Below are 25977 nucleotides of genomic sequence, written 5' to 3'. Positions count from 1 at the left end.
CGATAATACATGGCCTTGATGTTCTGTTTGTCTGAGTATAATTCTTTTCAAAGCCGGCTTTACCGGCTAACAAAGCTTTGTTCATTACATTCTCGACTTATTGTTTATAACTAACTTTTAGAGCGGATGATGGGAGTGAAACGTTTTCCTTATCCTTAAAGTGGCTGGGTATGCGTCCACCTCATCTGATGCGGAAAAAGAGCAACTCAAGCTATTACTGCTCGCTTTTTTGTAATTGTTTAACACTCTCGAGGATTCAGTTCCAAGGACTATTAATATCAGACAGTAACGGACGCTATTTCCACAAATATCGCCACACACGCCTTTTCACAAGAAACAATCACAAGCTAAAGACAGTTGTTACGAGGGGAGCTTTTATTCATCGCTTATGCCCGACCCACTGAGAATCTGAATTTGAGCGATATCTGCTTGGCCATCAATAACTTTAACAATGGCATCCTGTACTAATGTGCGCATACCATCTTTCATTGCCTGATTCGTCAATTCTTCACTTGGCGCATTATTGTAGATCATCGAGCGCAGCGCCGGCGTCATAGACAATAATTCATGTACTCCAGTTCTGCCTTTGACCTATCCCCCTAAATTAAAACCATGAAATTGATGAGATTTCCAATTATTCTTAGATTGTGGAGATCTCAAAATGAAAAAACGTTACACCGAAGAACAAATCATTCGAGCGATTAAACAGCACGAAGCAGGAGCCAAAGTCGACGATATATGCCGTGATATGGGCGTATCTACAGGTACTTTTTACAATTGGCGGAGCAAATACGCTGGCTTAGAAGTGAACGAAGCCAAGCGGTTGAAAGAGCTGGAATCTGAGAACAATAAGCTTAAACGCTTGCTGGCTGAGAAGATGCTTGAGGTTGAAGCTATGAAGGATGTAGTTTCAAAAAAGTGGTAAAGCCTGCGGGAAAGAAGCGTATTTCTGCTCATTTAATTGAGCAGTTCAAACTGAGTGAGCGCAGCGCCTGTAGGCTTGCTGGAATAAGCAGAACGGCATTTAGATATATTATGAAACAAAAGGCTGATGGCGTTGTGCGAGCGCGGCTCAAGGCCCTCGCGACACAATATTCTCGTTACGGCTACTTGATGCTGCATGGTCTGCTAAAGAGCGAGGGCTTAGTGCAAAACAAAAAGCGCACTTATCGACTTTATACGGAAGAAGGGCTGCAAGTTCGAACAAAGAAACGCAAGAAGCTACAGCGACCGCGCCTGCCAATGGAGCTGCCGAACCGAGCAAATCAGCGTTGGTCGATGGACTTTGTTGCTGATCAGTTAAGTAGTGGTCGACGATTTATAGTGCTCAATATCGTTGATGACTTTACTCGAGAAATGGTCGGTCAGCTTGTTTCGGTTTCAATTAATGGTGCGATGGTAGCAAGATTCCTAAACCAGATTATGGAACAACGGGGTAAGCCTGATTCGGTTGTTTGTGACAATGGCACCGAATATACCAGCAAGGCAATGTTCTTCTGGAGTAAAGAAAGTGGCGTAAAGCTAAGTTTTATCCAACCAGGAAAACCGACTCAAAATGCCTTTGTTGAGAGCCTAAATGGTAAGTTTAGGAATGAATGTCTGAATCAACATTGGTTCAGAACTTTAGACGAGGCACGTTACGAAATTGAACTATGGCGAGAGCATTACAATAATGTTCGACCACATAGTTCTTTGAATTTTATGTCGCCTGTTGAGTTTGCAAAACAAGCAGCATAGTATGAAAAATCTCATCCGTGGATTGGTACTAATCTCGGGGATAGGTCACCCCGCCAGAGTTTTTCTGGGATTTTCCCGCGCTCGAGCATTACTATTTAAGTTTAGGTAAATACTTGGAGCTGAGTCAGCGAATTGAAATCTTGAATCTGAAGCTAGAAACCATTCAAGACTTGTTTGATATGTTGGCTGCAGAACAAAATCATAAACATTCGTCATTTCTCGAATGGATTATTATCATTCTGATTGCCATTGAAATTGTGATTTTCTTTGGGGAGTATTTTCATATTCTTCCAAAGTAAGTGAATGTTTACATTCTTTAAAAGGCAATAAAAATAGCAACAATCACTCAGTAGTAAAAAGAGAGGTTTGCATAAAGCAAGCCTCTCCTCAGTTGTTTTTTAAAACTAGGCTGTCCAAGTATTTGGTTTGAACGCTTCATCCACCGGTGTTTCGGTAATGTGATTCGTGTAGTTGGACATGACTTTAAGGCTTGTGCCTAATACCACATTCAAGACGGTTTCTTGGGTGTAACCTGCTGCTAATAGGGCAGCGACTTCTTCTTCACCTACCCAACCTCTTTTTTCATTTACCTGAGCAGAAAATATTCTTAATGCTTCAAGCTTAGGGTCAGCAATCGGTGAACCCGTTCTTAAGGCTTCGATAACATCAGCATCGACATTAGCCCCTTGAGAAATAGTTGTGTGTGCGGCCATACAATAGGTGCAACCATTCAGCCGATTGTTAGTCATTAGGATGATTTGTCTTTCCGTTTCTGACAAATCAGTCTTATTAAAAATAGATGATAGCGTCATGTAACCTTCAGTCAATTGCGGTGACGTTGACATGCCAGCCAGTAGGTTAGGCACAAAACCATAGGCAGATTTTGCTGTTTTTAATAAAGGTGCGCTATCTGCCGGCGCCGATTTTTCATCATGAAAAGTAAAGTTGCTCATATTTGTTCTCCGTTAGTCAGTTAAAATTTGTTTGTACCGATTGGTTTAAACCGTAGTGTGTTTAAACCAATCGGTCAAGACATCAAAAGAAATATGATATAATAATTACTTGAGTAAGCGTTTCGCTTCGGTGGCGATAGCGTGTAAGGCAGTCTCGCTGAATACACCTCGCCCCAGAACCCTAATGGCGACGATCATTGCCATTAAGGCTTTTGCGGCATTTGCAGGATGAACACTTAACGGGACTTGCTTTCTGGCCTGAGCGACTTCAATCCCACGTTGAAAAAACTGTTCAAACTCCAAAAGACCTCGGTTTACAATTGTTCGCACCTCTTCCTCATGGAAAGGAAGTTCTGACGCGGTATTCACTAGGAAGCAGCCCTTCTTCTCTTTATCAGTGAGTGTTTGTGCAATCACTGCTTCAAAGCAACGCTCAAAAGAAGTGAGTGGGTCGTTCATGGCTTCTAACTCTGACAGGAACGATCTTCTATGTTCAAGATCGTATTTTAGTAAACCACGAGTGAAGAGCTTTAGCTTCCCGCCGAAAGCATTATATAAACTGCCTCGATTAATGCCGGTGGCACTCGTCAAATCATTGATAGATGAAGACGCATAGCCTTTAGACCAGAACACGCGCATGGCACGATCTACAATTTCGTTTTCATCAAAAGATTTTTCCCAAGGCATAATACACTCTCACGTTATTTTTGAAGAATATTAACAGTTTAAACCAGTCATAACAAACTAGCGTTTTCATATCACTTATTTCGTTTTAGACACTGACTCTTTGTTGACATTGTCACTACTGACCTATAGCCTACCTATCACGTGATAGGTTTCTTCATTCTCATTTTGAATACCCACATGTAGCTATGTTTATGACCTTGATGGGAATAAACTAAACTTCTTCAGTATGTAGTATAGACACTAACTTGGTAGGTAAAAAAGTATGGAAATCAGAGCAGACTTCAGTAAGCGCGAGGTAGTGCATAGTGAAACACTGGAATGGGTAGCCTCGCCAATGCCGGGAGTGGATCGTCGTGCTTTGGACCGAGTGGGTGACGAAGTTGCTCGAGCTACCAGCATTGTCCGATATGCCCCTAATAGTGAGTTCTCTCCACATGTGCATACTGGCGGAGAGGAATTTGTGGTACTTGAGGGCGTATTCCAAGACGAGCACGGTGACTTTCCAGCAGGCTCATACATTCGCAACCCTCCTCAATCCAGTCATAAACCCGGCTCTGATGATGGCTGTATTATTTTTGTGAAGTTGTGGCAGTTTCAAATGGATGACCGAACTCATGTTCGTTTGCAAATGAATGATCTGAGTGCCCAACCAATCCATGTAAATAGTGACCTTATGCAAACTATGCTATATTCAGACGACCACGAAGAAGTTAGTTTGATAAGTGCTGCCGCCAATACCGAAATATACATCGACAAGCCCGGGGGAATTGAAATTCTTGTGTTAGAAGGGGACATGGTCGAACAAAATGATACGCTGGTGAAGAATAGCTGGCTTCGACTTCCCGTCGGCACAATCCTAAATGCACAAACCGGTGAGTATGGCGTGAAATTTTGGATGAAAACAGGCAACTTAAGTGATGTTGAGGAGCAGATTAAACGTGTTAAGCTAGCAACAAAAAAATAAGGAAAAAATATGACCTCAGGATATAAGCTTTACGGAGCACCACTTTCGCTCTATACAGGTAAAGCGAGGTCGTATCTAACATTTAAAAACATTCCATTCGAAGAAGTATTTTCGTCTCGCAAGGTATATCAAAATATCATCGAACCCAAAACGGGTGTGCGTTTTATTCCTGTCTTAGAGACGCCAGAGCATGACTTTGTGCAAGATACTGCCGTGATGATGGACTTGCTTGAGGCGCGCTTTCCTGAGCGCTCAATTATTCCAGACACTCCTAAACAAAAATTGGTATCAGCCATATTGGAAATGTGGGGTGATGAGTGGTTACTTTTGCCTGCTATGCATTACCGCTGGAATCACGATAACTTCCCGTTTATCTACGAAGAGTTCGGAAAAATCGCGTTTCCACGCATGCCTGCTTTTATTCGAAGAATTGCGGGTAAAAAAATAGGCTCGATGTTTAAAGGCTTTGTACCTATGTTAGGGATAACACCAAAAAGCATTCCTGCAATAGAGAAGTGGTATGAGCAGGACGTATTACCCTCGTTAGATGCGCATTTTGCGATACATGACTACTTACTCGGTGCTCGTCCATGTGTCGGTGATTTTGGATTGATGGGGCCGTTATACGCGCATTTATACCGCGACCCAGCATCGGGTAGAATCATGCAAAAAATAGCACCAAACCTGGTTAAGTGGGTCGAACGCATGAATCAGGAAAATCTCCCTTTAGGTGAGTGGCTCGCTGATGATGAAGTGCCAGACACATTACTTGCGATATTAACGCGACAGTTCAAGGAGTTTTGGCCGGTGCAGCTTAACTCAGCCAAAGAAACGCAAAAATGGATATTGAACAATCCAGAGCAACATGAGCTCCCTCGCAAAATTGGTGATCATGTGTTTTCACTAGGCAATGTCAGTGAAAGCCGAGCAATCCAGTCCTTTAGCCAATGGAAACTCCAGCGTGTCTTAGACCTATACAATGGTTTTAACGCAGAGGAGCGTGCTCAAGTCGATAGCCTCTTACTCCAAATAGGTGGACTTGAGGCAATGCAAACGACCATTAAACACAGAGTAGCTAAAGAAAATAATAAATTAGTCTCGGAAAAGGGATCGCAAAGAAATGTTAAATGAACTTGCTAAATTAGTTGCAAAAGGTCTTCTCACCATCCTGCCTTTTGTGCTCACCATTTACCTTTTAGTTTGGATTGCCCTTGCTGCCGAAGGTTTGTTTTCGCCTTATATCCCTTCACAATACTATTTTCCGGGTCTAGGTGTGATTGTTGTGCTGATTGTGTTGGCTTTCATTGGCATATTGGTCAACGCCTATGTAGTTAAGCTGATTATTGAGCGCAGTAATGATTTACTTGAGCGAGTACCTGTGATCAAAACGCTATTTGGCGCAATTCAAGATGCAGTTCATCTCTTTCAAATCAAAAAAGAAACCAGCACCAAACGAGCGGTTTCTGTAGAGATGGCAGATGGGAGTCATGCCATTGGCTTTGTTACTAACGAGAGTGTTGCCAACATTGTGTTTCCCGGTCAAAACAAAATAGCCGTGTATTTGCCACTCAGCTACCAAATTGGTGGCTATACGATGTATATGGACCAAAGCAAAGTGGCCAATCTGGATATTGACGTTGAAACAGCCATGCGCATTGCGGTAACCGGTGGTAGCTCTCTTGATAAAAAAGGAGAGCCAAAAACGAAAGCGACTAAACAAAGTGAGTAAACAACTTACTAAGTAAATCAGCTTACCTTCACACTATCACAATATCAGTAGACCTTAGGTTCTAAGCTTTACAACTGGAATTTCATCGCGTGATTCAGTCACTCAGGTGACTTATCGAATTAAACCGTATTTTGTCGCAAATTTAACGACGACTATTCCTCTTTCGCATTTAATAAGACTATTGAAACGGCACAGGGCTGTTTCCATATCAGCTTACGAAAGGTGAATCCTATGTTGAATATCAAACGCTTATCTCTTTCTTTGTTCTTAGGTGCACTTGTTAGTGTATCGTCCATTGCACAGGCTAATCAGCTCTCACCGAGCTTAGAAAAAAAACTAGTAAAAGTATGTGAGGCCATCCAATCAAACAATCGATTTAAACTTCACCGTGCAATTAAAAACTCTGGCGTAGACAAACGCCAAATTGTGAAAGGCTTAGTTTGTAACGGAATGGATGGGGAAAGTTTTGCTCTATCGGTGAACGCTACAGTAACAGCAGAATTTCTGGCTTCGAATAAAAAGCCGAGTAAAGAGCAATTAGCTCGTAAAAGTTAGTGCATCAAATAACACTTGAGTAAACACAAGTGTACTCCCTAGCACATCGAGGGTCATTTCGGCCCTCGTTTTTATTTTTGTCGCATAAATCCGTCGTTCGTCTTTCAAACAGTCGACAATTGCCACCTAAATACTACACTATGAAAAAGCTGGGCTTAGATAAAACACGTGAACCACGCATTACTATATTAGGATTATAAATTGCAATGAGTAGTCAAATTGAACAAGCTTTACCCAATGATTCTCAGCTTCAGTTGAGCAATGACAGCTTGTTTTCGGATAATCACAAACCGTCTTTTTGGTTGTTGCACATTGCAGGTTGGATAGCATATGTCATTATTTTTTCTTTCGACAATATCCTATTTACTTATGAAACAGATGCGAGTTTTGGCATCATTCTTCCTCTAATCGGAAGCGCTGCGATTGCCTTTTTACTGACTTTACCTCTGCGCTACATTTACCGACGTTGTTGGCATCTCAATTCGGTTAAACTTATTATTCTTATCGTTGTGCTGAGTCTACTTGTTGCTTTAATCTGGACACCTGCTAAGAACTACACCATGTCTCTGTATTATGCTTTGGATGGTATGAGCAAGTTAGACAAAATTTTAGAAGGCGGAGATATTAATCCCTGGGGCATTTTGAGCTCACTTAGCTATGCATTCTTCATGATCTTGGTATGGAGTAGCATGTATTTTGGCATTAACTATCACTACCGCTTATTAGACGAAAAAAAGCTACACCTTGAAGCACTTCGTTTATCGCATCATGCCCAAATTAAGATGCTACGCTATCAAATTAATCCACACTTTTTATTCAATACGCTTAATGCAATATCCACCTTAGTGTTGCAGGGACAAAAGGAGAGAGCAAACGGGATGCTTGTTCGCCTATCGACCTTTCTGCGATTCTCGCTAGACAACGACCCTGAAAAGAAAATTGCACTTTACGATGAAATTAAAGCATTAATGATGTACCTGGAAATAGAAAAAACGCGTTTTGATGACCGTTTATCTATCAACATTCAAGTAGAACCAGAAGCTGAAATGTTAATGGTGCCAAGCTTATTGCTTCAGCCACTCATCGAGAATTCGATTAAATATGCGATTTCCAAAATGGAATCGGGTGGTGTGATTGGCATTCAAGCATACTGTGCGAAGGGTATGTTACACCTTTCGGTATCGGACAATGGACCTGGCGTGGCTGATTGTAAAACGCAGTCCAAAGTAAATGAAGGCGCTGCGGCACATAATGGCGTTGGTATTCAGAATATCCGAGACCGTTTAGCAGTACTTTACCCTCATAATCATATGTTCGACGTTGATTGTACTCAAGACCAAAGCAATGAGGGAGAGTGCGAAGAAAACACAGGGTCAGGCTTTAAAGTAAAAATTGCTATACCGATGGAGCGAGCATGAACCAGAAAATCAAAGCGATGATAGTTGATGACGAGCCACTCGCCAGAGAGGGCTTGATCATGCGTCTGCAAACCAACGAGCATATCGACATTATTGCCTCATGTGCTTCAGCGAATGAAGCTAAGCTCACGATCGCTCAGCTTATGCCAGATGTCATTTTTCTAGATATCGAAATGCCAGGAATGTCAGGTATTGACCTCGCTCGATGGTTGCAAGCTAATGTTGAGGGTACATGCAAGATAGTGTTCGTTACTGCATATAGAGAATTTGCGCTAAATGCATTTGATTTTGAAGCGTTTGATTATTTGTTAAAGCCTTTTGCTGATGAGCGGCTAGAAGCATGCGTCGGACGCCTAATTAAATTGCAGCAGGAAGGTGAATTAGCACAGAAACACCGTGAATTAGATGAGTTGGTTGTGTCGAAGACGGGTAATTCTCTAAATGCATTCATGCAAAACCTGGAAACTGCAGTGCCCGGTCGTGTCACTGAAATGCAAAAAACAATATCATTGAAAAGCGGTACAGAATGGTTACGAGTCAAACTAGATAGTATTTTTTGGATAGAAGCTGCGGGCGATTACATGTGTGTGCATACTCAAGAAGGTACACATATCATTCGAAAAACACTAAAGCAGTTTCAAGATGAGCTAGATTCAATGTTATTTAAGCAAGTGAATCGCTCCGCCATTATCAATACAGCTAAGTTAAGTAAACTGACACCAAACTCTAATGGTGAGTATATGGCACTGTTAAGCTCAGGTGATAGCGTAAAAGTCAGTAGAAAGTTTAAGCTTCTTTTTGATGAGCTTAGCAACCACTCGTAATCAGTGTGATGTCAGGGATGCCAGTGCTTGTTTGGTCATAACGGACATAACAATTTGTGGGCGTCACCGAAGTGTTGTTTATATATTGGCCTTTTCTTCCGCCAATATCTGCTGTTGTAATTACAAATGCACCGTTGTAGAAAGTTGACCATGTCCACTCTTCGGATACTGATGAATCCAAGGCTTTCACAATGCCATCACCGCGAGATCGACTTGGTATTCCATAATGTGTATTAATGTCACCGACCCCGTCACCATCTAAATCCACATAAGGTGCTGGTGTTGCATTGAATGGAATCTTTTCTAAACCTTGTAAAACAGCTTTTGAATAAACCAAGTTCGACGCTGATAGCATGGCTGATTTCATGCCCTCTAAACTCGCTATTTTTCCATCTTCGCTTAAATCCAGAAAACGCGGCACAGCAACCACAGTCAAGATTCCTAGTATAACGATTACTATAATAAGCTCTATCAGTGTAAATCCCTGTTGAAAAGGGTTTTTAGTCGTGTTTGATGTGCGTCGAATGTGCTGCATTTGCCCTCCAAGGCCCTTTCGTTTTTGCAATATTACTGTTTTATGTGTTTTTAACGATAGTTTCGGTAAGTGCTTGGCGACACACCTGTCCACTGCTTAAATGCACGAGAAAATGTAGCAAGTTCAGTGAAACCAACTGCCAAACCTATCTGTGCAATGGTTAAACTTCCTTGCTTAAACAGATTGATAGCTCTGTCTCTTCGCATATTATCTTTGAGTTGTTGAAACTTACTCCCTTCAGCGACGAGTTTACGACGTAAGGTTCTCTCGGTCATATTTAGCGTAGACGCTACGCTATCCAACTGAGTCTCCCTATCTGATTTCGCGCTTTCTAATATGCGAATAACTTTGGCGCTGTATGTGTCGTAGTAAGACTGTTTTTTGAACCATTGTAGAGGACTCTCTTTAAGGTATTTATCTAAGGCTTCCTTATTGCGTATAACCGGAAGCTGCAAATACTCGCTGTCGAATACCAATGCATTCTTTTCACTCATAAATTCGCACCGACACGGAAACATTAATCGGTATTCTTGGAAGTGCTCAGGTTTTGTGTGCGTCACGGCCACTTTGTTCAAGGCTATAAATTCAGCGACAAGCCAACTACTAAAACGATGAAAAATTAATAGTAACAACTCAGTTAGTAGGCTTTGAGGTGTTGTATCTTTTCTTTTTTGGGTAAAGTTTGGCTCAAGGTAGCAAAATACCCTGCCCCCTTGCTTTTCTATAGTGAGTAAGAGTTGATCTCCGCAGAGTCTGTAGAACTTTGCTGCATAGATCAAAACGTCCCCAAGGGTTTTGCATTGAATTAAGCGCTCGGCTAATAAAGCAAACATACCCAGTTTCATCGTTTGTTCAGTCAATCCTAAAAACTCGTCACCCGTTGCTAGCCAACAGCGTTTGACTATGCTGGCTAATTGGTCTGGTGTTATTCGCCGCTTTTCTTGTTCAATAACAGCATAGGACAGTCCTGCACCAGCTAGCACGAAACGAGTATCAGCCCCTAGGTTATGAGCATTTTTAACGTGTGTACGAGCAAAGTAGCTAGCAATCGTATGGTGATAAGATGGATTATGTTCTGTCTTCAAGTTTGTCCGCTTATAACAACTAAATCACTTAATTCAGCTTTTTTTATACTTTACCTGACACTTTTGTGTCCGTTTATGTAAAAAGTTTGGCTGAATCCATCATTGCCTGTGGTGGTTGTTATGTCAATAATTGAATGATGTGTTACCCCACTAATATTTAGCAACTGAGGTTTACTATGTCTTCGCATGTCGATGTCCAGAATGAAGAAATTGAAATGTTCCGTGATATGGTTTTACGCTTTTTAGAGCAGGAAGTGACTCCTCACTATGAAGAGTGGGAAAAGAACCATCACATGCCTCGAGAAATGTGGAATACCATGGGCAATGCGGGCATGTTGTTAGTCGATTTTGATGAAAAATACGGTGCTGCAGGTGCAAGTTTCGAAGTATGCCAGATGATTCAGGAAGAAATGTGCAGAATGAATTTTCATTCCCTAGCAACGGGATATAACATTCATGCAAATATAGTCGCTCCATATATTTTAAACATTGGCACCCAGCAACAGTGCGATAGATGGTTACCAGGAATGGCGAGCGGTGAAGTTCTGACTGCGCTAGCAATGACTGAACCCGGCGCAGGAAGCGATGTGGCCGGCATGCGCACGAATGCAGTTAAAGATGGTGACGACTATATTCTAAATGGCTCGAAAACATTTATTACTAATGGCAATAGCGCAGATATGATCATTGTTTGCGCTAAGACTGACCCTAGCCTTGGTGCTAAAGGTATTTCGTTATTTCTTGTGGATACCAGTTTGCCGGGCTTTTCAACGGGCAAGCCTATTGAAAAAATTGGTCAACATAGTAGTGACACTGGCGAATTGTTTTTTGAGAATATGCGAATTCCTGCCGACTCGCTGCTTGGCGAAGAGGGCCAAGGCTTTGTGTACTTAATGCGAGAGCTTCCTCGAGAACGTTTAGGGTGTGCGGTGCAAGCGATTGGACATGCACAAGGGGCCTTGGATATTACTTGCGAGTACGTCAAAGAGCGTAAAGCTTTTGGTCAAACGGTATCTCAATTTCAAAATACCCGTTTTAAGTTAGCTCAATGCCAAACTGACTTAGAATTAAGTCGCGCTTTGTTAGAAAAGCACATGGATAAATACAAACGTGATGAGATGACCGTGATTGATGCTGCTATGCTCAAATTAGCTGCGACTGAAATGCAAGTTAATACTGTGAATGAGTGTCTGCAGTTATTTGGGGGTTATGGTTATACCGACGAGTATCCAATTTCTCGTTTTTATCGCGATGCGCGAGTGCAAACTATTTATGCCGGGAGCTCCGAAATTATGAAAGAAGTCATCGCCCGCGGAATACTTGGGCGATAAAGTCGCCCCTCTGCTAATTGATCACTACCTTTTCTGGAGAAACAATGTCTATACCTGTTGAGTTTACAGATCGCTTGAGCATTCCTTTGATTGCTTCACCTATGTTCATTGCAAGTGGTATTAACCTTGTAGTTGAATGTTGCAAAGCAGGCATAGTAGGAACCTTCCCAGCATTAAACCAACGAACCAGTGAAGGCTTTGAAAGTTGGTTAATTGAGATAAACGCTAAATTGGCAAAATGGGAACAACAAAGCGGCAAAAAAGCAGCGCCTTTTGGTGTTAACCTTATTGTGCATAAGAGCAATCCTCGCTGGCAAGCTGATTTAGCACTATGCGTAAAGTACAAAGTGCCCTTAATTATTACCTCTTTAGGTGCTGTCGCTGATCTAGTAAAGGAGGTACATGCGTATGGTGGTCTAGTTTTCCATGACGTAGTGAACGCACGGCACGGACAAAAAGCTGCAGCGGCCGGCGTAGATGGCATTATTGCTGTATGTAACGGTGCCGGTGGGCATGCAGGTTCAACAAATCCTTTTGCCTTGGTCACAGAGTTACGACAATTTTTTGATAAAACAATCCTTTTAGCTGGCAGTTTATCGCATGGTAAAGATATCGCTTCGGCGCAAATGATGGGTGCTGATATGGCATATATGGGCACGCGTTTTTTAGCGACAAGTGAGGCGAACATTGATCGTGAATATCAAGATATGATTTTAGATAGCAATGCAAGTGACATCGTATATACACCGAAAATATCAGGCGTGAATGCGAGTTTTATTCGGCAAAGTATTGTAGATGCCGGTATTGATCCAAATGATCTCAGTCCAAAAGCAGAACTAGATTTTGGTGCCGAACTTGATATGAATGCTAAACCTAACAAAGACGACAAAAAGGCGTGGCGCGATATTTGGTCGGCAGGGCAGGGAGTAGGTTCAATCGACGAAATTAAAAGTACGTTGGAATTGGTGAGTCAATTGATTGGTGAATATCATGAAGCCACAGAGAAATACAATCGTTCATATAAGAACACTTTCGCAAAGTAGTCTACCTTTGATGTGTGGGGGGCAGACTATTGCGGTCAAATATAGTAAATATTTCAGCCATAATTGAGGCAAACCATGCAATACAATACGATCGAATACACAGTAAAAGACTTAATATTAACCCTTAGCCTAAACCGTCCAGAGCAAATGAATGCATTTACGGTTGAAATGGCGAATGAACTGATTCATGCGTTTAATCGAGCAAGTGATGACGATGAAGTGAGTGCCATTGTGGTAACCGGAAACGGACGGGCTTTTTGTGCCGGAATGGATCTTACTCGAGAAGGGAATGTTTTTGGTCTGGATGAAAGCCAGCAACCTTCGCTAGACGATATGCAGCAAAGCGATAGACTCGATGGTGTTTCTGATACCGGTGGTACGGTCAATCTAGCCATATTTGAGTGTAAAAAACCTGTCATTGCGGCCATCAATGGCGCGGCAGTGGGTGTGGGAGCAACGATGCTTGCAGCAATGGATATACGCTTGGCATCAGAAAAGGCAAAAATTGGTTTTGTGTTTGAAAAAATTGGTATCACGCCTGAAGCATGTTCAAGCTGGTTTCTACCTCGTATCGTTGGCATAAGTCAGGCACTTGAGTGGGTTTATACAGGTGAAATATTTGATGCGGAAACTGCTAAAGCGACTGGGTTCGTTCGCTCAGTGCATGCATCAGATGAATTATTAGACGCGGCATACGAGTTGGCCCAAAAAATTGCCAATAAATCACAGGTCAGTATTACTTTAGCAAGGCAGATGATGCAACGACTGTCAGCAATGCCGCACCCTAGAGACGCTCATAATATTGACTCACTCGCCATTTTCTATGCAAGCCAAACTGATGGAAAAGAAGGTGTGAAGTCCTTTTTGGAGAAACGAGAGCCTCGTTTTACTTCAAAATCGTCTACAGATATGCCTAGCTTTTATCCTTGGTGGGATGTTAAATAAGGATTCTCTAATTTTTAGTGGACAATAAATGCCTGAGGCGTTCAAGAATAAATTTAATCTAGATTCAGTTCGCCACATGGGCGAGTGCCTTGCTGCCCACGATGAGTATTTTCAATTGGATAGTTTTATTGCTGCCGCTACCAAAGGTATTGACTCTCTCGAGTTACTTCAGCGGTCTGATCAGATTTGTGAAGCCATGGGCAGCCATCTTCCACTGGACTACAAGCTTGCGATTAAAATTATTCTAGCTAGTTTGTCGCCAGTTTCTCTCAACCAGAATACAGATAGTATTATTGGGGCTGGTATCTCGGGTTGGTCGATTCTACCAATTAATCGTTTTGTCGGGTTAAATGGCCTTGAGCACTTTGACGATTCAATGCGTTTACTGAAAGAGGCAACAAAACGCTTTTCATCGGAATTTGGTATTCGATACTTTCTCCTTCATGATGAAGAAGCATGTTTAAGGCAGTTAACAGAATGGACGAGTGATGAAAATTATCATGTACGCCGACTCGTCTCTGAAGGTAGCCGCCCGCGTTTGCCATGGGCAATGCAATTACCGTCCTTTATCAAAGACCCACGCCCTGTTGTGAGGATATTGGAACTGCTGAAAGATGATCCAGAAGAGTATGTGAGGCGTTCAGTTGCCAACAATCTCAATGACATAGCAAAAGATCATCCAGACTATGTCGCGGAGATTGCTGAAAAGTGGTTGGTTGACGCCGATCCAAATCGAACAAGACTAGTGAAACATGCGTGTCGTACCTTATTAAAACAAGGACATACAAAGGTGATGAATGCCTTTGGTTTTGCTCCCGTTGATACACGAGATACATCAATAAGTATTGATACGAGTAAAGTAAGAATGGGCGAGGAAGTGACTTTTACTTTTAGCTTAAATGCTGCAAGGTTAGGCATCAAAGCTGCGAAAACCACTAGAAAGCTCATGATTGATTATGTTGTTCATCATCGAAAAGCAAACGGCAAGACCATGCCTAAAGTGTTTAAATGGAAGAACCTAAACCAAAGAAACGGTGAAGCATTAAGTTTCACGAAAGCACACAGTTTTAAAGCGGTGACCACCCGAGTTTATTACCCGGGTGAACACTTTATTGAAGTGATGGTAAACGGTGTATCAGCAGGTAAAATCAGTTTTGAGCTTACTGCTGCCAATTAGTCCTTGTTTTCCTGTTTGCTTTTACGTGAGAAAAGACCTTTGAGCAAAGCACCGATGCCAATGACGATGAAGACACCAAACTTTTTCAAGAATATGACCAGCATGGCTAGGAAGCCGGTTTTAGCTAATACTTTGCCTGTTATCAATGCACCCAAACCATACGCGGCATAGTTGTCTGTATCGGAATTAAAATCAGCATACTGATTACCCGTTTCAAAGTTAGCAATTTCTAACACTTCTGGTAAAACGGCATCAATTTCTGCTTTTTGCTCCATGCCAGCGATAAAGCTTAAAACGAGGACTCCGCGGCGTCCCAGCACTCGAATATCGTAGTTGAGCGTGTTTTGCTCATAACCGCCAAACTTAAGTTCTTTTGCCCAGTGCAGTTTGTGAGCTTGCTTATCGTAATATGGCTGACTTGCCCAGCCTATTAATTCAATGGTTTCATAACCCTGTTCAACTCGGTTTTTACTCGCTTCTAAGGTGTCTGATTGCATCTCGCTAAGCAATTCTGAATAATCGATTTCTTCCGCTTCTTCATCTGAAACGTAGCCATCTTCTTGATATTCGATAGTCACGGCCCAAGCATTACTATCAAAAGGCGTCACGCCAGCGGGCATCAACATTCCTAGTACATTGCTACCTGGCATGTTTCCCCATGCATCCACTAGAACAGATTCTGCGTCTTTGGCATTAAGAAAAATATAGTTGTCTGGCACATCTAACACAACATTCGCGGCGTCTATTCTAATAGTGCCTTGCGCTTGGTCCATAGCCTGCCAAAAATCAATTAAGGCTTGCGCTTCGTCGACGCTTGCTGCCTGGCTTTGGGCATCATCAATTGTTTGTGCATTAACGCCTACTGTAAAAAGCATGGCGCACGCAAGCAGTGAGGTAAGTGATAAGTATCTCATGTTCATTCCTTTGTATTGTATTTTCCTAAATAACGATGCAGTGCTTAACTAACATTAAAACCCTACTTCGAATAAGGTTACTGTAGCACTTGGGTACAGAGATTTATAGCGTGAATAACAATCGAATGAATTTTGTATCGTTCAGCTTGAAATATCTCGACAATACCCAGCTGTGATGAGTTTTTCTTGGTTTCAGCGTCTTCAATAGCAAGTGCGGCTGCATCAATCGAGCAGCCGCATGCTTTGCTTTAGTATTTGTATTAATTTAGCTTTTGTATTTAATTGAACAACCATATGGAGGTGTGAGTATTTTTTCAGGTGATTTTCCTGAGTTTAGAGCGTCCATACTTGCATTGACATAGTTGACTGCTTTGGGAATGTCCGCGGGGTTTGCCGACTTAATACTATCGATAGCGCCGGCATATCGTAACTCGCCTTCTGGATCGATGATATACATATGCGGTGTCGTTTTAGCGGCATACATTTTACCCACATCACCTTCTGGATCGAAAAGAACATGTGTGGGGGCAGCATTTCTATCAGCGCTTAACTGATTAGCCTCATCTGCGCTTACATAGCCTTGTTTGCCAGGTGCTGAAGAGATAATGGATAACCAAACTACATCTTCGTCAGTATATTTCTTCTGTAGTGATTGCATATTATCACTGCCGTAGTGTTTAACAACATAGGGACATTGATGGTTAGTCCATTCTAGGATGACATATTTACCTTTGTAGTTTGATAGGCTAACTGCCTCACCTTGGCTATTTTGCAGCGTAAAAGTAGGCGCAGCATCTTCAATTTTCGCTGCATTGACATTGGCACTTAATACCAGCGCTAATCCGATTGATATTATACGTTTAATAGACATTTGAAAGTTCCTCTTGGGCTTGTTTAAGGGCATTTACAACGATACCAGGGCTTAACATTTGGGGTAAAACTGTATACGAATTTGTTCCTGCATAGACCACATACAATGGAACGCCAGCTCTTTCATAGCGTTTAAGATAGTTTAGGATCTCATCATTCTTGTTTGTCCAATCACCTACCATGTAAGTGACATTATCTTCTGTCAATGCTGAGCTAACCGCTTGGGTGTTCAGTGCAACTTGTTCATTCACTTTGCAGGTAATACACCAATCGGCTGTCATATTCACTAGTACGACTTTTTGTTCAGCTTTAAGTTGCTCTAGCGTGTCAGCGTTGAAATCGATTGAGTTTTGCGGCAGTACATCGGTCACTTTAGCTGTTGTGGCCGTTAATACGGTGCTTGCCGGTGTCAGTGGAAGTGCAACAAGCAATATCATTAATGCGCAATATAACCACGGCAGGCGAGTTTTTGTCATCAACCAAGCAAATAGGGCAAAGAGAATGAGTGATAGAAGCAAGATAAACTGAGCTTCTGTACCTTGTTGGCTGGCAAAGACCCATGCTAACCATGCAACAGTAAAAAACATTGGGAAGGCCAAGAAATGCTTAAACGTGACCATCCAATTGCCTGGTTTTGGAAAGTAGTTGCGTAACCTTTCTGACGCGAATAACAAGGTGAGTGGCAAAGCGAAACCGATAGCAAGTGCATTGAAAATTAACACAGTCACATAAGGCTCACTGACCAGTGCAACGCCCAGCGCGGCTGCCATGAAAGGAGCAGTGCAAGGGGAAGCGACGATAACGGCGAGCACGCCAGTGAAAAAATGACTTTGAGCATTGTTTCCTGCCACCAGGCCATTACCAAATCCAGCCATTCGGGTACCGATAGTGAAAAGATCAAGCAGTACTAGTGCAATAAACGTAAACAAGAAGGCCAGTAACCATATTACTAAGGGTGATTGCATGTGAAAGCCCCAACCCAATTGCTCGCCGCCTTGTTGGAGTAAAATAATCAGAATAGCAAAGGCATTAAAACTGACGACTACACCCAGGAAATAAGCACTTTTTTGAAGTAGGCCGGTGTGCTCTTGTTGCATAACTAGGGCTTTGATAGACAAAATGGGTAACACACAGGGCATCACATTTAGGATGAGTCCACCAAGAAAAGCGAAACCTAAGATACCCAATAAGGCAATACCACTTAGCGTGGCAGCTTCACTAAGCTGAGTGTTTGGCTCGCTGTTCAGATAATACGCTTTCTCACCTTGCTTGACTAAGAATCGTAATGTGTTTGATTCCTCTGTCATACTTGATGGATCAAAGTATGCGGAGCGCTTCAATAGCACGCTGACAGCATTGTTGGTCACGATTTGTTGCTGTTGTGCCGCATGATCAATAAGGTCGTTTCGCTCTGGAAAGACTTCCCAAGGGGCGTCGTTTAGCGTATTCAAGCTATTTATATCTGCGAGTGAAAACTTGATAGCAATAGTGTCTTCGTTTATTTCATAGTGACTACTTAGTTCAATTTCGGAGGGGAGTGTGGTCCTTGTTTTTTCAAAAAGTGGAGCGTCAGGTGTCTTGTTGGTTTGAGTGTCAACGGGCAATTGCAGGTGCAATGTTGCCCAACCCGGAATGCAATCCTCTTTACAAACCAGCCAAGAGAGATCCGCGCTGATCTTGACGCTGTCGTGCGCTCGCAAGGAGTCTGTGCTGTTGATTGGTACGATCAGTAAATGTTGGCCGCTATAGCCATAATTGACCAAATGCGCGACAGGAATTGCGCTTGGTGTTGGCCATTGAATGTCGCCAAAGCTGAGTGTTTCTGTATTTTCAGACCAAGTCACTTTAGGCGGCTCACCGCTATCGCCAGGATTTAGCCAATAGGTATGCCACTCAGGGTCCGGTTGAACTTCGATCGCCAAGTACTGCTGAGTATTTGGCACGAGCGCTTGGTCTTCACTTAACAAAGCGACGCGAATGTGAGGTCCTGTTGCTCTTGATTCTGCCAATGGCTGCTCGTCTGTATTCTCGACAGAAGCATCTTGCGCTTGGCTGCAAAAAGTGAAAAATGTAAAACAACAAAACAGAAATATTCTGTGTATTCCTAAGTACTTTTTAAGACTCATGTCATTCCTTTTGAATCCAGACGCTGCAATATACGTAAAAATCAGCAATATGTATTACATTCTAGTAGACCAACTTGGCCTTTTTTCATGATAAACAAAATATTTACTATTTTCAGTGGCGCTACCTGTTTAGCAGTTTTGCTGAGTGTTTTAGTGTTTAGCCCTGAAACCAAGGCGTTGAAGTCTCGAAGTCAGACCGGAACCTCTGAACTCTCATCATTGAATGAATTAAGATGGCAGTATCGCCTTCTTATAGTCAACAGTGACAGCCATGCTCAGACCGACGAACTACTTACCGAATTAGCCTCCAAACAACTAGCCTTAGTAGACCGCAAGCTTGTCGTCTTCATTTTGCAGTCAAACAAGGTGCGCATGTGGACAGGCGGGCAGTTTGTTGGGGCGTTGGAAGACTCAATAGTGCAAGATGTTAAAGTACGGCTAGCAGATTATCATACCATTTTGATTGGTTTAGACGGTGGTGGTAAAGCCAGCTATGATGGGCTTTTACTGAATGAAGTCTTTCGCGATATCGATGGCATGCCCATGCGACGAAGGGAGCGTTAAACGTCAATTGTGTAGTATGCTCAGAAGACGTGAGTACACAATCTGGGTCAGTAAAATTCTATCGTCGCCAGTGGTGTTAGTAAACTGAATTAAGACGGTATCACTGTCTTTATGATACCGCGCGATGCTGGAGTAGCCCAGCACCCAACCCGTATGATTATATTCGTACAAGTCACGATATATTTGGTTTTCCTTTTCTGTAAACAAGCTCCCATCGTTGAGTGCTCTCAGAAATACTCCGACGTTTTGTGCACTAGCAACGTATCCTTGGTCCAAGTGTTTAAAATCCTCGTCAGAGCCGACGTAATAGCCACTCATTAGCTCTTTTTTCGGAACGTCGTGGATAGAGAAATAGGTATCTTGCAGCCCTAAGGGTAGAAGAATTTCATTTCTAATATAGTCGGTATACTCATAACCCAATGCAGAGCTCATTATGTTCTCTAGTAGCAGGTAATTAGTGTTGGAATACGCATAGTCTTCACCGGGCAAAAAGTCTGCTGGCTTGTCTAGCACTAAATCGAGAGCATCAAGTGAATTCGATCCCCAATTAAAACCTTCTTGATCAGTGAAGTTTGGAATGCCGCTGCGATGCTGCACCATCATTCGTAAGGTAATTTGGTCAGCGTTCTCGATACGTGAACTTAGCTCAGGCAGATAACTTCCAAGAGTCTTTTCTAAATCGAGTACATTGGCTGCTGCGAGTTTAGCTACCGCGCTTGCGTCGTATAGCTTAGCGATACTCGCAATCTTAAAAAGTGCGTTGCCATACGCCGGAATTTTTTGGTCTCTGTTGTGCCAACCGCTAGCATATGTGCGAGGCTCTTTATTTCCTTCATCAACATACACAATCATGCCATCCAAGCCATGCTCGGTGGCTAATTGTATTTCCTCTTCAATGGTCTCGGGTACTGGTTTGACATAGTAAAGACCATATTCCCAAGGAGCGAAAATATAGATGCTAGTTGTAGTGATAGAAAGCGCCAATACGACCTTTAGCGCTATCTTTTGCCATTTTTTCATGAAGATTGGTCTTTTCTTTCGTTTGATAACATGATGCCAGTATTGCTAAAAAGAACAATCAAAAATGTGTAATTGCATGTTGCTGATTGGGATTCCTGCCTTCGCAGGAATGACGATAACAGCAGGAATGACGATAACAGCAGGAATGACGATAACAGCAGGAATGGCGCTCGCTATTTCTGTGCGAACGCTTTTTCCAGATATGCATGAAATGCAGGCGTGGCTGCTTTCCGTTCTTCTGCTATCTTTTGTACTTCTGGAAGGGCATTTAGTTTTACCATAAGTTCCTTTGCACCAGGTGCTTCCGCCAGTAAATCAATGTCGAATAGTTTCTTGGCCACCGACGATGCTAAATCAACTGAGTAAAGGAAGAAGATGTCAGCAGCACTCAAGGTATCGCCAGCTAAATAGGGCTTGAAGGATGCAGCTCTAGCAAGCGATTGCATGCCATTGTACAAAGCGCGTTTAACTTCTTTTTTTGTATTTTCATGCACTGGTACACCCCAGAAAGCCTCTGTGTGGCAACGTCTAGCAGGTAACTCGATGTAAAGTTCAACCATTTTGACGAGTTCTTTCACTCTGGCTTTTTCATAGCTATCTGTTGGATAGAGAGGCTGTGTGTCGCTAAGCTCATCCAAGAACTCCATGATGACATTCGTTTCAATCAATACGCCCTGACTAGTTTGCAGTGCCGGCACTTTACCGGTTGGGCATATACTCAGATATTCGGGGCTTTGGTTTGGATATGTGGTGACTTGTTCATAATCGATGCCTTTTAAGGCCATCGCCAATTTCAGCATATTGTGATAATTGCTAACGTCGAATCCATAGAGTTTCAGCATGATGCGCTCCTAAGCAGTAGTTATTTCAAGTTCACTCGTGTTTTAGAATTGTGCTACAAAGTAACAACTTTGCAACATTCATTGAGTGATAGACGTCTATTATTTACGCTAAGAGTATGGCTTTATACTGAAACTTCCAGCCACTACTTTGGTTTGTAGGCAATTTCGATCATGGTCTTGCCTGAGTGCTTACGGATCATCACGTGTTCGGTAGTCATATAAAAGTGATAGTCTTCCATTAAGTTGAAGCTTTCAGGGAAAGTTGGCATCAGCAAAATTTCGCCTTGAACTAACTTCTTCACTTTATAGTCAGGTAATTTCGTTTGGTAGAATGCGAGCACTTTGTCTGGCTCATCGTCACTTTCAAAGGTGGCTGCGGGCAACGCTTGTACTTTTCCTTCCAAAGTCGGCATGATAATCCCAGTGGTCATGTGCATCATGACTTTACTCTGAGGATAAATAGGAAGCGTAATAAGGTCTAGCGTACTTTCGCTTGAGCGACGCATTGCATCCATAGCCGTTTCCATTTCATCTTGGCTTGCCATTTCGACTTGTCTGTCTGACTCATCAGCACAGTGGTCGAGTTTTCTCTTATTTACACCGGTTTTCTGGCTTAGTCCCTCCATCATGCAAAACTCCATGGTCTCTTCATTGTCGAATCCATGTTTCTTTAAGCATTCTGGCATAACGATCCTAATCGCCGTTTCGAACTTATCTGCGCTAATCCCAAGACAACTCGCCGAATCTACTAGCGTACCATTGCTTTTCATTAACTCGACCATAAAGTCGACCTCAGACTCTTGTGCTAAGACCGGAGCAGCAGAAAGTGCGCCTAATAGAAGTGTGGTTTTGAGATTCATTTGTACTAAGTTACTCCGACAATTTGCGATATCATAAGCAAAATTAAATCAGCCAAGCAAGCATTTAAAACTAACTAAGGTATGTATTTGAATGTTTTTTGGCTATTAACCCGGTCTTGTTAGTTAAACCTGATTTACATAAAGATGTTTAAGGAGAGGCGTATGCATTTAGTTTGCAGCCATTGCGGCGCAATTAATCGAAGTCCAGATGATAAAGATATTAGCGCTGCGAAGTGCGGTAAATGTCAGGAACCTATCTATTCAAATAGTCCGATTGATCTTAACGATAATACTTTCTATCGTTATATCGAAAAGAATGATTTACCTGTTATTGTTGATTTTTGGGCAAGCTGGTGCGGCCCCTGTAAAGCGATGGCGCCAACATTTGAAAAAGTTGCTTCGGAATCTGACAGTATTTTGTTCGCAAAAGTGAATACTGAAAACGCACCCTCGGTTTCTGCTGATGCAGTCATCCGATCTATTCCTACTCTGATATTCTTTCATAAGGGGCGCGAGATAGACCGTATTTCTGGTGGCCTTGGTGAGATGCAGTTGAAGCAATGGATTATGCAAAGCATTTCTAAGTTGGGCGAGTAACTTAGCTAACAAATACAAGACTACTTGTTGATATTGAGTTATAACTAGCGCATTAATCTCAAATTTTCTAAAAGGTTAGGTGTTTTGGACGACCCGCTCATCCCGCTCGTTATTGTTGGTTTGCTCTCTATTGCTTGCCAATATTTTGCCTTTAAAATTCGTGTTCCTGCCATTTTACCTTTATTAATTGTGGGTATTGTTGCGGGTCCTGTTACTGGCGTTATTAATGCAGATAGCTTGTTTGGAGACCTACTGTTTCCCATCGTTTCCTTGTCGGTAGCTATTATTCTTTTTGAAGGTGCGTTAACGCTCAAAACTAGCGACCTCAGCGGTCATGGTTCTATGGTCCGAAACTTGTGCACGGTGGGCACTCTGGTGACTTTTGTGGTGGTATCGCCGGTCGCTCACTTCGCCCTTGGCATGTCGTGGGAAATGTCCTTTTTGCTCGGCGCCATTGTAACTGTTACTGGGCCGACCGTGATTGTGCCGATGTTACGCACTGTTCGTCCTAGCGCTAAGATTTCAAATATTCTTAGGTGGGAAGGGATCGTCATCGACCCAATAGGCGCACTTCTTGCGGTGCTGGTTTTTGAATATATTGTGTCAGCGCAAGATGCTGTTTCCCACACCATTTATGCCTTTGGTTTAACCGTATCTATTGGTTTTGGTATTGGGATTGCGGCAGGGTATTTCCTTGGTTTAGCCCTTCGCAACCATTGGATACCTCACTATCTTACTAATACTGCAGTGCTCACTATCATGCTAGGTGCCTTTGCTATTTCAAATGTCATGGCTCATGAATCAGGTTTATTGACCGTGACGATTATGGGTATGTGGATGGCGAATATGAAAGACGTAGATGTCGACGATATTCTGGAGTTTAAAGAGACATTGAGTGTCTTATTAATTTCAGGTTTGTTTATTCTGCTGGCGTCTAGAATTGAGCTAAATGCCATCATGAATGTAGGGTGGGGCGCTATTTTCGTTCTGCTGGCCGTTATGTTTATAGCTCGCCCTTTAGGCGTATTCTTATCCTCATTCGGCACGGGGTTAAACTGGCGTGAACTGGCTCTTCTGAGTTGGATTGCACCGAGAGGGATTGTTGCCGCTGCCGTGTCTGCACTGTTCTCCTTAAAATTAGAATCACTGGAATTTGCGCAAGCTGAAATGCTTGTGCCTATGGTCTTTTTAATTATCATCACCACGGTAGTTGCGCAAAGTCTAAGCAGCGCTAAATTAGCACAGTACTTAGGAATTCGAGCACCGGCACCTAATGGTTATCTGATTTTTGGTGGGGCTCAGTTCAGTCGTATGTTTGCGCAAGAATTAATGACTCATAATATTACCGTTTGTCTGGCAGATACCAACTGGGAAACCATTAAATTAGCCAGAATGGATGGCGTACCCACCTATTTTGGCAACCCTATGTCGGAACACGCATCTCGAATGTTAGATCTTAACGGCTTTGGTAAAGTGTTAGTCATGTCACCTTATCGTCAGTTAAACCCATTGGTGACGTATCACTTCGAGCATGAGATGGGCAAAGGCTCGGTGCTTGGTTTAAGTAATAATGAATCGCAACAGCGACCGAGTCATCAAGTTTCAGAGTCGTATAATAAAAAACTGGGTCTTTTTGCGGACGACCTCACTTACGGACGTTTAGCTGGCTACACAGCGAAAGGTGCTCAAATTAAAACAACCGGTATCACTGAAAGCTTCAGTTTTGAGGCATACAAGGAACAGTACAAAGAGCGCTGCTTACCGCTATGCGCTATCGATACAGAAGGACGACTTCAGATTTATACGACATCAAGTGAAATCAAACCTAAGCCGGGATGGAAGATCATTAGTCTTATATTGGCAGAAAAGCCAACATCATAGCGCCTAAGGCGACTTATCTTAGCGAGTCACGAGTGCTGCGATAGCACGCTGGCTCGCAACAATCGCACCCTCCATATAACCCGCGTCGATAGGCGAAAACTCACTGCACGCAAAGTATAGATTTATGGCATCGAGTTGATCTTGCCATTTACTCAAATCAATATTCGGGTGTTGAGATGCTTCAGCTTGATCTGCTGCAGTGGCTACCCATTCATCTTTAGCCCAGTCTTGGTAATGAAATTGTATACACTCACTTTTATCGATATCGAAAATCTTTATCATTTGAGCTTGGCAAGCATCAACAATTTGCTGCTCACTCAAGCCTAGCCTTTGCTTTGCAGGTAGGCCAACAAAGCCAAACAGGGCGTGCACTGATGGAGCCTCATCTGAGCTTGCATCATGTCCGGCATCATGAATTTCAACCAATGGACCAGCTTGGCTGAAAGCTTGGCCGGATAGCTTTCGTTTTCGCCAAGAAGCGCTAACAAACTCACAAGCGAACTTCGCCTGAGCTGCCATCCATGTCGGTGTTTTGCGAAGGGTCTGCTCTAAACCATCGAAAGTACTGTGGCCGTCGGCTTTGGTTTTATCCAAAAAACTGCTGACTATTGGCGCAATAATTCGCGGTGGCGCAGCAAAAATTACCTGCTTGTACTCAGATATCGCTTTAGTCTTTTGGCCGCTAGATGTCTTTTCAATCGTCAGTTCCCAACCTGCCCCTCCTACCTTTTCATTATCGGTAGCTTTGCAGTTTACTACTTTGCTGTTATTCGCTAAGTTTATTTGGCAATCGCCCACTTGTTGTTTTTGAATCGCTTTTATTAATGCGTCAATCAGAGAATAAGTACCACCCACGATTTGATACATATCAGGTGGCGCAACGCCGCTAATTTGTCGAACTGGCACGCTGGGATGTTGCTGAAACAATGCATCACCCTCGGCGAATTGGTTTTTCAGTGTCAAGCCTAATTCTGCGACAAGTGTTTGTATCTGAGATTGATGAGGAAAAATCCACGAAGGGCCCATATCAAGCAGGTAGTCAGACGCCTGTGTTTCTACGCCCATTATTCTGCCGCCCAGACTTGTCTTAGCTTCATACACATCAACAGATATATTCCGTTGCGCCAACAAATAAGCACTATACAAACCGGCTAGGCCCGCACCAATAATGGCAACGTTTGCTTGTTTATTTTTGTTTCCTATTGTTTTCTTCGACGCTTGCGTATGCATGGCTTTTTAATTCTATATCTACTGATAGGTAAACTAGTGTAAACTTGCCTGTGAGCCATAGCAAGTATGTACTAAATGAAAGGTAAGCAC

At 42.6% G+C, this 25977-nt stretch carries 25 protein-coding genes and 2 pseudogenes; 15 read left to right on the top strand and 12 right to left on the bottom strand.

Annotation, left to right across the window (positions count from 1 at the left end):
* Positions 1 to 375 precede the first annotated feature (375 nt).
* A pseudogene (locus RM556_RS06170) lies at positions 376 to 588 on the bottom strand (hypothetical protein); the annotation flags it as partial.
* Positions 589 to 661: 73 nt separating this feature from the next.
* Here RM556_RS06170 and RM556_RS06165 point away from each other — a divergent pair.
* Both RM556_RS06165 and RM556_RS06160 read left to right on the top strand, forming a co-directional pair.
* Positions 662 to 1737, top strand: a protein-coding gene (locus tag RM556_RS06165) for an IS3 family transposase (RefSeq protein ID WP_311360899.1) whose coding sequence is annotated in 2 segments (ribosomal slippage) — positions 662 to 911 and positions 911 to 1737 — 1077 coding nt in all. Because the reading frame shifts where the segments join, the coding sequence is not laid out codon by codon here.
* A gap of 65 nt (positions 1738 to 1802) precedes the next feature.
* Positions 1803 to 2036, top strand: a pseudogene (locus RM556_RS06160) (RMD1 family protein); the annotation flags it as partial.
* A gap of 105 nt (positions 2037 to 2141) precedes the next feature.
* Here RM556_RS06160 and RM556_RS06155 read toward each other — a convergent pair.
* Positions 2142 to 2690: a carboxymuconolactone decarboxylase family protein gene (locus tag RM556_RS06155; protein WP_311374142.1), complete on the bottom strand. Its 549-nt coding sequence runs from the start codon at positions 2688 to 2690 to the stop codon at positions 2142 to 2144.
* Between the two features lie 105 nt (positions 2691 to 2795).
* A complete protein-coding gene (locus RM556_RS06150) occupies positions 2796 to 3377 on the bottom strand; it encodes a TetR/AcrR family transcriptional regulator (RefSeq protein WP_311374141.1) in 582 nt (193 codons plus the stop codon).
* Between the two features lie 262 nt (positions 3378 to 3639).
* Between RM556_RS06150 and RM556_RS06145 the strand changes: the two genes are divergently transcribed.
* From RM556_RS06145 to RM556_RS06120, 6 genes are all read left to right on the top strand, one after another.
* Positions 3640 to 4341: a cupin domain-containing protein gene (locus tag RM556_RS06145; protein ID WP_311374140.1), complete on the top strand. Its 702-nt coding sequence runs from the start codon at positions 3640 to 3642 to the stop codon at positions 4339 to 4341.
* A 9-nt stretch (positions 4342 to 4350) separates the two neighbouring features.
* A complete protein-coding gene (locus tag RM556_RS06140) occupies positions 4351 to 5472 on the top strand; it encodes a glutathione S-transferase family protein (RefSeq protein ID WP_311374139.1) in 1122 nt (373 codons plus the stop codon).
* Positions 5462 to 6070 (top strand): DUF502 domain-containing protein, encoded by a 609-nt coding sequence (locus RM556_RS06135; protein ID WP_311360904.1) that lies wholly within the window; start codon positions 5462 to 5464, stop codon positions 6068 to 6070. The genes RM556_RS06140 and RM556_RS06135 overlap by 11 nt, the downstream gene beginning before the upstream one ends.
* Before the next feature lie 231 nt (positions 6071 to 6301).
* Positions 6302 to 6625: a DUF3718 domain-containing protein gene (locus RM556_RS06130; protein ID WP_311374138.1), complete on the top strand. Its 324-nt coding sequence runs from the start codon at positions 6302 to 6304 to the stop codon at positions 6623 to 6625.
* A gap of 206 nt (positions 6626 to 6831) precedes the next feature.
* On the top strand, positions 6832 to 8043 hold the full coding sequence (locus tag RM556_RS06125; protein ID WP_311374137.1) for a histidine kinase: 1212 nt from the start codon (positions 6832 to 6834) through the stop codon (positions 8041 to 8043).
* On the top strand, positions 8040 to 8867 hold the full coding sequence (locus RM556_RS06120) for a LytTR family DNA-binding domain-containing protein (protein ID WP_311374136.1): 828 nt from the start codon (positions 8040 to 8042) through the stop codon (positions 8865 to 8867). The genes RM556_RS06125 and RM556_RS06120 overlap by 4 nt, the downstream gene beginning before the upstream one ends.
* Here the strand turns inward: RM556_RS06120 and RM556_RS06115 are convergent.
* Positions 8851 to 9402 carry a prepilin-type N-terminal cleavage/methylation domain-containing protein gene (locus tag RM556_RS06115; protein WP_311374135.1) on the bottom strand — a complete coding sequence of 184 codons (552 nt, stop codon included), beginning with the start codon at positions 9400 to 9402 and terminating at the stop codon, positions 8851 to 8853. The two genes, RM556_RS06120 and RM556_RS06115, sit on opposite strands and share 17 nt — an antisense overlap.
* 50 nt (positions 9403 to 9452) lie before the next feature.
* A complete protein-coding gene (locus RM556_RS06110; RefSeq protein WP_311360909.1) occupies positions 9453 to 10487 on the bottom strand; it encodes an AraC family transcriptional regulator in 1035 nt (344 codons plus the stop codon).
* Between the two features lie 176 nt (positions 10488 to 10663).
* On the opposite strand from RM556_RS06110, the gene RM556_RS06105 reads away from it, so the two are divergent.
* The 4 genes from RM556_RS06105 (at position 10664) to RM556_RS06090 (ending at position 14983) form a co-directional block, all read left to right on the top strand.
* On the top strand, positions 10664 to 11818 hold the full coding sequence (locus RM556_RS06105; protein ID WP_311360910.1) for an acyl-CoA dehydrogenase family protein: 1155 nt from the start codon (positions 10664 to 10666) through the stop codon (positions 11816 to 11818).
* Between the two features lie 44 nt (positions 11819 to 11862).
* On the top strand, positions 11863 to 12861 hold the full coding sequence (locus RM556_RS06100; protein ID WP_311360911.1) for a nitronate monooxygenase family protein: 999 nt from the start codon (positions 11863 to 11865) through the stop codon (positions 12859 to 12861).
* Between the two features lie 75 nt (positions 12862 to 12936).
* Complete coding sequence (locus tag RM556_RS06095; RefSeq protein WP_311360912.1) at positions 12937 to 13806, top strand: crotonase/enoyl-CoA hydratase family protein; 870 nt, start codon at positions 12937 to 12939, stop codon at positions 13804 to 13806.
* Positions 13807 to 13834: 28 nt separating this feature from the next.
* Positions 13835 to 14983, top strand: coding sequence for a DNA alkylation repair protein (locus tag RM556_RS06090; protein WP_311360913.1), 1149 nt, complete (start codon positions 13835 to 13837; stop codon positions 14981 to 14983).
* Here the strand turns inward: RM556_RS06090 and RM556_RS06085 are convergent.
* From RM556_RS06085 to RM556_RS06075, 3 genes are all read right to left on the bottom strand, one after another.
* Positions 14980 to 15897 (bottom strand): DUF2167 domain-containing protein, encoded by a 918-nt coding sequence (locus RM556_RS06085; RefSeq protein WP_311360914.1) that lies wholly within the window; start codon positions 15895 to 15897, stop codon positions 14980 to 14982. The two genes, RM556_RS06090 and RM556_RS06085, sit on opposite strands and share 4 nt — an antisense overlap.
* Before the next feature lie 265 nt (positions 15898 to 16162).
* A complete protein-coding gene (locus RM556_RS06080; protein ID WP_311360915.1) occupies positions 16163 to 16768 on the bottom strand; it encodes a redoxin domain-containing protein in 606 nt (201 codons plus the stop codon).
* The gene (locus tag RM556_RS06075; protein WP_311374134.1) at positions 16758 to 18893 is read right to left on the bottom strand and encodes a protein-disulfide reductase DsbD domain-containing protein; all 2136 of its coding nucleotides are present in this window, start codon (positions 18891 to 18893) and stop codon (positions 16758 to 16760) included. The genes RM556_RS06080 and RM556_RS06075 overlap by 11 nt, the downstream gene beginning before the upstream one ends.
* 87 nt (positions 18894 to 18980) lie before the next feature.
* Between RM556_RS06075 and RM556_RS06070 the strand changes: the two genes are divergently transcribed.
* Positions 18981 to 19457 carry a DUF4174 domain-containing protein gene (locus RM556_RS06070; RefSeq protein ID WP_311374133.1) on the top strand — a complete coding sequence of 159 codons (477 nt, stop codon included), beginning with the start codon at positions 18981 to 18983 and terminating at the stop codon, positions 19455 to 19457.
* Between the two features lie 3 nt (positions 19458 to 19460).
* Here RM556_RS06070 and RM556_RS06065 read toward each other — a convergent pair whose 3' ends face one another.
* The 3 genes from RM556_RS06065 to RM556_RS06055 form a co-directional block, all read right to left on the bottom strand.
* Complete coding sequence (locus tag RM556_RS06065) at positions 19461 to 20477, bottom strand: serine hydrolase domain-containing protein (RefSeq protein ID WP_311374132.1); 1017 nt, start codon at positions 20475 to 20477, stop codon at positions 19461 to 19463.
* A gap of 173 nt (positions 20478 to 20650) precedes the next feature.
* The gene (locus RM556_RS06060; protein WP_311374131.1) at positions 20651 to 21319 is read right to left on the bottom strand and encodes a glutathione S-transferase; all 669 of its coding nucleotides are present in this window, start codon (positions 21317 to 21319) and stop codon (positions 20651 to 20653) included.
* 143 nt (positions 21320 to 21462) lie between these two features.
* A complete protein-coding gene (locus RM556_RS06055; RefSeq protein ID WP_311360920.1) occupies positions 21463 to 22179 on the bottom strand; it encodes a hypothetical protein in 717 nt (238 codons plus the stop codon).
* Positions 22180 to 22341: 162 nt separating this feature from the next.
* Between RM556_RS06055 and trxC the strand changes: the two genes are divergently transcribed.
* Complete coding sequence (gene trxC / locus RM556_RS06050; RefSeq protein ID WP_311360921.1) at positions 22342 to 22776, top strand: thioredoxin TrxC; 435 nt, start codon at positions 22342 to 22344, stop codon at positions 22774 to 22776.
* A gap of 84 nt (positions 22777 to 22860) precedes the next feature.
* Positions 22861 to 24657 carry a sodium:proton antiporter gene (locus RM556_RS06045; RefSeq protein WP_311360922.1) on the top strand — a complete coding sequence of 599 codons (1797 nt, stop codon included), beginning with the start codon at positions 22861 to 22863 and terminating at the stop codon, positions 24655 to 24657.
* Positions 24658 to 24675: 18 nt separating this feature from the next.
* Here RM556_RS06045 and RM556_RS06040 read toward each other — a convergent pair whose 3' ends face one another.
* On the bottom strand, positions 24676 to 25887 hold the full coding sequence (locus tag RM556_RS06040; RefSeq protein WP_311360923.1) for an FAD-dependent oxidoreductase: 1212 nt from the start codon (positions 25885 to 25887) through the stop codon (positions 24676 to 24678).
* Between the last annotated feature and the right edge of the window lie 90 nt (positions 25888 to 25977).

Source organism: Alteromonas sp. W364 (genome assembly GCF_031846205.1).
Lineage (GTDB): Bacteria > Pseudomonadota > Gammaproteobacteria > Enterobacterales > Alteromonadaceae > Glaciecola > Glaciecola blandensis.
This window is presented reverse-complemented; position numbering and strand designations above follow the sequence as displayed.